The organism is Baaleninema sp. (assembly GCF_049974805.1).
Taxonomy (GTDB): domain Bacteria; phylum Cyanobacteriota; class Cyanobacteriia; order Cyanobacteriales; family Geitlerinemataceae; genus Baaleninema.
On the sequence record NZ_JBNGCO010000030.1, the window covers coordinates 36,438 to 44,383 of the forward strand.

7 protein-coding genes are annotated in these 7,946 nt (G+C 54.0%); 4 read left to right on the forward strand and 3 right to left on the reverse strand.

The window, feature by feature from the left end; genetic code table 11:
- Window positions 1-191: 191 nt before the first annotated feature.
- Both ACP5D4_RS08240 and ACP5D4_RS08245 read left to right on the forward strand, forming a co-directional pair.
- Complete coding sequence (locus tag ACP5D4_RS08240; protein ID WP_428011149.1) at window positions 192-941, forward strand: PEP-CTERM sorting domain-containing protein; 750 nt, start codon at window positions 192-194, stop codon at window positions 939-941.
- 265 nt (window positions 942-1,206) lie between these two features.
- Complete coding sequence (locus ACP5D4_RS08245) at window positions 1,207-2,052, forward strand: 2OG-Fe(II) oxygenase (RefSeq protein WP_428011150.1); 846 nt, start codon at window positions 1,207-1,209, stop codon at window positions 2,050-2,052.
- Between the two features lie 149 nt (window positions 2,053-2,201).
- On the opposite strand, the gene ACP5D4_RS08250 is transcribed toward ACP5D4_RS08245, so the two are convergent.
- Together ACP5D4_RS08250 and hetZ are read right to left on the reverse strand one after the other, a co-directional pair.
- The gene (locus ACP5D4_RS08250) at window positions 2,202-3,212 is read right to left on the reverse strand and encodes a hypothetical protein (RefSeq protein ID WP_428011151.1); all 1,011 of its coding nucleotides are present in this window, start codon (window positions 3,210-3,212) and stop codon (window positions 2,202-2,204) included.
- Window positions 3,205-4,386 (reverse strand): heterocyst differentiation protein HetZ, encoded by a 1,182-nt coding sequence (gene hetZ, locus ACP5D4_RS08255; protein ID WP_428011156.1) that lies wholly within the window; start codon window positions 4,384-4,386, stop codon window positions 3,205-3,207. The genes ACP5D4_RS08250 and hetZ overlap by 8 nt, the downstream gene beginning before the upstream one ends.
- 223 nt (window positions 4,387-4,609) lie before the next feature.
- Between hetZ and ACP5D4_RS08260 the strand changes: the two genes are divergently transcribed.
- Entirely contained in the window at window positions 4,610-5,113 is a 504-nt protein-coding gene (locus tag ACP5D4_RS08260; RefSeq protein WP_428011152.1) for an HNH endonuclease, read from the forward strand.
- Here the strand turns inward: ACP5D4_RS08260 and ACP5D4_RS08265 are convergent.
- Window positions 5,110-6,414, reverse strand: a complete 1,305-nt coding sequence (locus ACP5D4_RS08265; protein ID WP_428011153.1) for an MDR family MFS transporter — start codon at window positions 6,412-6,414, stop codon at window positions 5,110-5,112. The genes ACP5D4_RS08260 and ACP5D4_RS08265 overlap by 4 nt on opposite strands.
- Window positions 6,415-6,647: 233 nt before the next feature.
- Between ACP5D4_RS08265 and ACP5D4_RS08270 the strand changes: the two genes are divergently transcribed.
- Window positions 6,648-7,583 (forward strand): tetratricopeptide repeat protein, encoded by a 936-nt coding sequence (locus ACP5D4_RS08270; RefSeq protein ID WP_428011154.1) that lies wholly within the window; start codon window positions 6,648-6,650, stop codon window positions 7,581-7,583.
- Window positions 7,584-7,946 lie beyond the last annotated feature (363 nt).

Below are 7,946 nucleotides of genomic sequence, written 5' to 3' on the forward strand. Positions count from 1 at the left end.
CTCGAGAAGAATTGCATGATTCTTGAGTTATAAAGGGTTACAGCTCTCTCGATCGAATCTCAAAAAGGCTCTAGCATACAAAAAATTCACATAGCTTGTCCGAAACTTTACAGAAAGTTTTCAGTTCCCTTGAAAAATTGTGCTTACATTAAAAATAGAAGAGGTATTTCCTGTTTAGGGTTAGGAAGGCAATGCAGCGATATTTAACACTCATACTCAGCGCCGCCCTATCACCGGTCGTCCTCCTTGCGGCAACCCCGGCTAGGGCAGGTTCTTTAAACTTTTCAATCACTCCGTTTACGGGGAGCGACGCTAAAGTTGATATCGATCTCAGCGATCTCGACGACGGTGGCGTTCAATTCGACTTTATGGTGGATGAATCCGTAAATATAGCCGATTTGCGCGGTATTTTCTTCGATATCGACGATTATACTCTCGTAGACGGCTTAAACTTCACGGCAAACAGCAATCCGTTCGCCGATCTCGACGACAACAACTTCTATAACTTGAAGAGTAGCGACATCTACAGAAGTTCGGCGGGAGATCTGCTAAAAGCAGATAAAGCCTCTCTCAACGGTGGCGTCGATGCCAACTATCCCGACGCGACGGCTCCTTCTGATGGTTTCAACTTCGCCCTCGAAATCGGGCAGCAAGGTACCAAAGGGGGAAAAGACGACTTCCAAGGAACGTCGTTTATCGTCAGACACGCTCAGCAAGCGCTTTCGATCGAAAACTTCGCCAATCGAGGCGTTGGTGTTCGGATGCAAAGCGTCGGTGCCAGTCGCAACGGTAGTACGAAAATGTACACCACGGTTCCGACACCGATTCCCACCCCCACGCCGACACCGCCACCGAAAGAAGTTCCCGAACCGTCGGCTATCTTGGGCTTGATGGCAGTGGGCGCAGCGTTCAAATACTCTCGCCGCCGTCAACTCAGCTAATCGCCGTACTGTCTGAAGGGTCTGCATCTACTGTTTTCGGCATTTTCTAAACTGAAAAGTTCGAGACCCGACAGAACGACGGTTTTTTTATGAAAACATTGAGGCATTGTACCGTTAAGAGTATCGATTTTGACTCTGACTCGGGCAATGGCGCGATCGCGGGCGCTCGCTTCTCGAACTTTGCATTCTGGACGAATTCCACGCTCTTTCGAGGGAAAACAGAAGCGAGCGATCGCCCCCCAAGGCGCCACAACAACCATTCGTTTTGCAATCTCCCCCACAAACCTTGTTGGCAAATAACTTCCAAGAAGCTTGGCAGCGACTCGTCTCGAAGTCTGTGCGCACGCTCGACGAAATTTTAGACGATACGACCCTGTCCGTGGGCGATCGCGCAGAGATTGCCCTGCAAGTTATCGCGCTTCACCAACAAACCGGACGCGAAAGCTCGTTGGCAGAGACCGAGGCGATCGCGCCCTCCTGCCAAGTTAAAGAGAACGTTAATCGTCCTAACCCTAAAACCCACCCCCTCGATGGCTACGTTCTCCTCGAGAACTTCCTCTCTCCCGAGGAGAACCAACAAGCCCTCGAAATCGCCTTAACCAACCGCGAGAACTTCATCTCGTCCAGTACGACTAACCAAGCCACAGACTACCGCCGGTCTTTGGTACTTTACGCCACCTTTTACTGCGAGTTTTACCAACTTCTCAAACGGCGCATCCTGCAAGTCTTGCCCGAAGTTTGCGATCGACTCGATCGCGTTCCGTTCAACGTCACCGAACTGGAAATGCAGCTAACCGCCCACAACGACGGCTGTTATTACAAAGTTCACAACGATTCTGGCTCTCCGGAAACTGCCACCCGAGAACTCACCTACGTTTACTATTTCCACTGCCCTCCCAAAGCTTACTCGGGCGGCGAATTGCGGATGTACGAAACCGATTCCACCTTGGGAAAAGTCGTCGAGGGCGATCGCTTCACCCCCGTCGAACCGCAAAACAACAGCATTATCTTCTTCGACAGTCGCTGTCAGCACGAAGTCAGACCAGTTCGCTGTCCCTCAAAACAGTTCGAGGACAGTCGCTTTACCCTGAACGGATGGCTGCGGCGATAATTGATAATCAATAACAGACAGGGCAGTGCGCGACGCGGTCGTAACTCCATTAACCGGACTGTACCCAGGTTTTCTGGCCGCGTCACGTACCCTTGGATGTCGTGACAACCCGCAAACCGTTAACGGTTCGCCGTTTAAGGTTCGCTGTTCTAGACGCCGGGGCAAATGGCGAACACCAGAGGCGACTGTTCCGAAGAATCGAGACGGACTTCTAACGTATAAGTGCCGTCGAGTCGCACGTCGGGGAGTTCGACACAGAGATCTCCCGGGTCCGAACGTTGAGCCGTGGCGAGTTTGGCGTCGCCGCACAGTTGCACCCGGCCGCCTTCAGGAAGCTGACAGAGGGCGGTAAGCCTCGGACGATCGCTGTCGTTGCGGTAGTCCGCTTCCACCGTCAGCCAACCCCGGCTGGTGAGCCATTGGCGTCGTTCCGGAGCGTCCGGCGAAACGTGCAGCGACAGGGTTTCGACGATTTCTTTTGCTGCTAACAGCGACAGCAACATTTGTTGAGTGGGCGTAGCCGCGTCGTAAGACGGCGGGAAGTTGTCGGCGGCGTCGGAGGATTCGAGCAGTTTGTCGCCGCCGCGACTGGCAGACCAAATTAACAGGCGTTCCGTCCAGAGGTTGAGTTCCTCTTCGCGCTCGGGAAACAGGCTTTCCACAGCAGCCATGAGCCGCTCGCCCTGGCGCAACGAAGACCCCACGAGTTGCTGACAGCGAGCCAGCAGTTCCGATAACACCTCTTCAGGAAGGGTAACGGGAAGTTCGATCGTTTGTAGTTGTTTCAACCACAAGAGGCTGGGAACTCTTACCCCAGTTCGCTCGTCAACGGGATCTGTATCGTACTCCAACACTTCCGTCTCCCAGGGAAAGAGCGGTAAGTTATCTTGGAGTTGGTTTTGGAATCGGCGCTTGAGTAGCGCTTGAAAGCGGTCTTGCACGGTTGGTTCGTCTCCTATAGCGATCGATTGATAGTCCAGTCGGGCTTCGGCATCCAGCCCGAGGGTATCCGGAACGTCGAGATGGGTCGTGTCGAGATTTGCCTCGTCGTCTCCGGGGGGCGATGCCATATCGTCCGTCGGATCTCGTAGAAGCCACGCAAAGAAACGATCTTCGACCGTCTCTTCGTCCCTGTTGGGGTAATTCGTATCATTATTCATCGGTGGGTTCGTCTCCTCCGGACACTCGTTCGTTGCGAATTTCCCAAGCGAGTTTGAGCAGTTGAAACCAACGTCGTCGGATTTGGTTGGGCGTGCGTCCGAGATGTTGTGCGATATCTTCTTCGGACTGGCCGCGACGCTTGCGTTGCAGTAATTCTACTTCTTCGGGACTACAGCGATTCAGGAAAAATTGCCACTGACTCGGGGTCATTCCCAGGTCTCGATCGAGATCGGCGTCGAGCCATTCGTGAACTAATTCCCAACGATGGGATAATGCAAAGCGAATTAAGTGATATTTAAACCGTTGCTGGAGATAATCTCGCTGTCGCGGCGTCAGACCGAGAAGGGCTTCGATTTCGTGGGTGGGAAGGTCTTGTAAACGTAAGACGAAATAGTCGGCGCACTGGCTTTGATTGTTAGCTTCGAGATAGGCGATCAGTTCGTCGATGACTCGCGATCGCAGTAAGTCATCGGTGGGATCGGGGGTCATGTCCACCATGCGATCGCGGACTTGATTGGTGGAGGAATCGCTCCAGGTGGAATCGGTATCGTTGGGTTTTCCTTCCCCGGCGCGATCGAGATCGACGGCGAACTCTGGCGGTTGTTGCTGGGCGAAGGTTTGCGCCCTCAAAATCACCAGTTGTTGGCTGCGACCCCGTTTTAAGGTAATTCGCCGTTTGGCGTAGCGTTCGCTAAACGCCATGTATTCGGACAGTTCCAACAACGTCCGGGGGGAATAGGTGGCATCGAGTCCCAATTCCCGCCGCAAAGCGTTGAGGGATTCAACGTAAAATCCCTGTAAGAAATCTTCAATGAGTTGCAACCGTCCGTAATAACTCGACTGTACCGACGGCGGCGTAATATATCGGTAGACGATGGCGCTGAGAGTGCTGTGGAGTTCGACTCGTCCGCCGCGAGACCCGAGACGGTAGTACCGCAAACATTGCTGCACCCGATGGCGAGCGAGTTTTTCAGCCCAGGCGGCCACTTCACCGGATGCCTGGATGCGTTCGCTTTGCGTACAGGTTCGTTCGACTTCTTCGACAATACGAGCGGCCACCGCTTGACAGTTTCCTTGACTGGCGCGTGTGGACTGTTGGAAATCGCGAGCGACTCTCTCGAGGAGCGTTTCCGTATGTTGGCGATCTGCTTCTTGCTGACTACCCGTCACCATGACCCTCTCAAGTTTACGGCGAGATTGACTTCTGGCGAAATTCACCTGAAATTCACCCCAAGTTCGGCGGCGGTAGATGCAAGGTTTACTCAACCCAGTCTGACAAATCGAGTTAGATAGAATACGGTGCGATCGCGACGATCGACCCAGGGGGCGACTTCGAGCCATCTCGAAGCGAATATGCTACCCTTTGGTAAAGGAATTCGACACCATCGACACATCAATGGGTAAGGTTCTCGTTTTGAACGCCTCTTACGAGCCACTGAACGTCACCAATTGGCAACGGGCGATCGTGTTGGTTCTCAAAGGGAAAGCGGAACAACTCGAACATAACGGCAAGTTTGTTTATCCGGAGTTTCCCCTCCCTACGGTCATTCGACTGCGTTACTACGTGCGAGTTCCTTATAAAGAGATTCCCTTAACTCGTCGAAACATCTTTTATCGAGACGCACACACTTGTCAATATTGTAACTACACGGGAGATGAGTTAACCCTCGATCACGTGATTCCCCGCTCTCGCGGCGGTGGCGATACTTGGGAAAATTTGGTGACGGCTTGCGTGCGCTGTAACGTCAAAAAGGGCAATCGCACGCCCCAAGAGGCGAAAATGTTGCTGAAACACCCGCCGCGACGACCGCACAGCAGTTTGTATTTTGAAGTTCGCAAATATTTGAAAAGTGGTACTCATCCCGAATGGCACAAGTACGCCATCGGGATTGATTTTTAATGGGGGGGTTTGACCAGCAATCGCTCGAGCTGTTGTAACACGCCCAAAACCACAACGATACTGGCGGCTAACGCCAGCCAGAAACCGTCGGCGAAGGCTTCGGTGCGATCGAGCGCAAATCCCCCCAACGGCGGTCCGACAGCGTAACCGACTGCCCAACAGAGGGAGTTAATCGAGAGGTACACGCCCCGCAGTTTGTCCGGTGCCAGTTCTGCCACCAACGCCGAGGCGGAAGGGGTATAAGAGACTGTGGCAATGGCCATCACCCCCAATGCAATTACCGCCACCACTAAGGGAGAGCCGAAATTCACGCTACTGTCGAGGGCTTGCAGCGGGGCTTCTAGGGTGTCGGCGATGGGTTGAATCACGCCTCGGATGGGTCCGGCGTCGGCGTTTCCCGTCGCCCAAACCCCCACGAAACTCAAGGCCCAAATCACCGCCGACACCATCAAGGCTCGGGCGTGGTTGAATCGGTTGAGGAGTTTGGCTACTGGAAGCTGTAACAATACGGAAACCGCCACGTGCCAGGTAAACAAGCCGCTGATGATTTTGGGGGAAAACCCGCTTCCGTCTTCGACGGGAACGAAGTTTGTCAGGTAGACGGGTAAGGCGGTGTGGGATTGGGAAATGTAGGTGGTAAAGAGGATGTTGACGGCGACGTAGACGAGAAGGGTTCGATCGCGCAAGGCTACCGCCCAGTTCTCGAAGGGGTTTTCCGAACGTTCGAGATGCTGTCCGGTTTCGACGATGGCCAGCGCCAAAACCACCATAAACAGCAAATAAGAAAGTCCGTCAACGACGAACAACAGGCGATAGTTGCCCGTCATTTCTACCCAGGCGCCCCCTAAAATAATGCCGAATTCTAGCCCCAAGCTGTCGGCGAGACGGTTGAGGGCGTAGGTTTCCCGGCGTTTGTCGGGGGTGGTGAGGTCGGCGACGACGGTTTCGGAGGCGGGCCAGTACAAGCCGATTCCGATTCCGTTGAGGAGGTTTCCCGCGACGAGAGTGGCGAAGTCTTGGGTTCCGGCCAGGACGAAGGAACCGGCCGCCGATAAAATCGCCGAGAGGAGCAGGGTTCGTTTTCGTCCCCAGTTGGGAGAGTCGCACAGGGAACCGCTGAGGATGCGGCCGGCGACGCCGGAAACGGAGGCACTTCCTAATCCGATACCGACGGCGGTGGCGGACAGTCCGACTTGGTTGACGAAGAAAATGGAGGCGTAGAACAGGGTAAATCCGGTTCCGATTTGGGAAATAAATCGCCCGATGATGAGAATCCAAATTTGTTTTCGCGCGTCGTTCACGTCTCGAACCGCCCGGAATGCCGAACGGATAACAGCAACAGTCCAGAGTCATGATATCGAGAACCCTGTCGATAGGGGTTTTTTGGGGATGTTCTGTTTGGCGGACAGTGTTCGGGCAGACTGCGTTAAGGTGGATAGGACGAGGGGGACGGGTTGGGCTGTTGCTGTCAGGTTGAGTGGGGGGGCGTCCCGCCGCGCAATGGTTTGCAGATAGGATTGAGATTTCAAAGGATATGAAAAGAACGCTTCAAAGAACGTTTCAAAAGGGTTTGGCAACGCTGGCGTTGATGGTTTTGGGAGCGTTTGGGGTTCCTGCTGTGGCCGTCGGCGTGGAAACGGAAACCATTGAAACGCTTTCGCCGGAAGCAGACGGACTGTTTCGTGAAGGGGTGAGTCAGTTCGAGGCGGAAGATTATGCGGCGGCGGTGGAGACGTTTTCGGAATTGATCGATCGCGCTTCGGATTTGCCCGAAGCCTATTTTAACCGGGCGCGATCGCGAGAAGTTCTCGGAGAACTCGAGGGGGCGATCGAAGATTATACGGAAGCGATCGCCCTGCGTCCGGATTACGTCGATGCCTATATCAATCGCGGTAACGTTTACGTGACGGGAGCGACGCAAGCCTCGGATTTGGAAGAGGCGTTGGCGGATTTCGATCGCGCCATCGAACTCGAACCGGACAATCCGATTCCCTATCTCAATCGCGGCAATATCGACGCGGCTTTGGGAGAAATCGAAGCGGCGTTGGACAATTACGATCGCGCCATCGCACTCGATCCCGATTATATTGAAGCCCACTATAACCGCGCTCTGACTTTAGGGGAAATCGGACAGGTGGACGAGGCGTTGGCGGGATACGAAAACGCCCTCAGTGCCATTCCTGCGGAACAGTCGCGGTTGCGAATTCCGGTCTATCTCAATCGGGGGATGCTATGGTTGCAACAGTCAGACCCTCAAGCGGCCATCGAGGATTTCGAGCGGGTTCTCGACATCGATGGTGAAACCCCGGAAGCCTTTGGCAATCGCGGTTTGGCCTACGCCTCTCTCGGACAGTTCGATCGCGCCATCGATGATTTGCAACAGGCGGCGCAGTTGTTCGATCGCCAGGGACGCAACGAGGCGGCGCAACAAGCTCGGGAAGCGGTTCGCTATCTGCAACAACAGCAATAATTTGATAATCGTTCCATCGGTTCGGAGTCGTTTGTCGTCAGCACCCCCGGCTGAAGCACGGGGGCTTCATGCCTCCAGCTTCAGGTAGCTGACCAGCCTAAGCCCTTTGGGGGCTACGTTTTTAGGGTCATGGCACCGACAAATGCTTTCCAGTTTATCGCCCTGCCGCTAACGGTTAAACAGCCCTAGAAGGGGTAAGGCAGTGCCGTTAGCCTAACAAGCCCTGAAAACATTGGCGAGGAAAACATTACCCGTTTAACGGAGATTCAATGTCAAATTTTGTTTTTGTCTTAGACACCAACAAGCGGCCTAAGTACAGGACAAAAAAGCTGAAAGCCTGAGCTTAAGCGGGATAGAGCAACA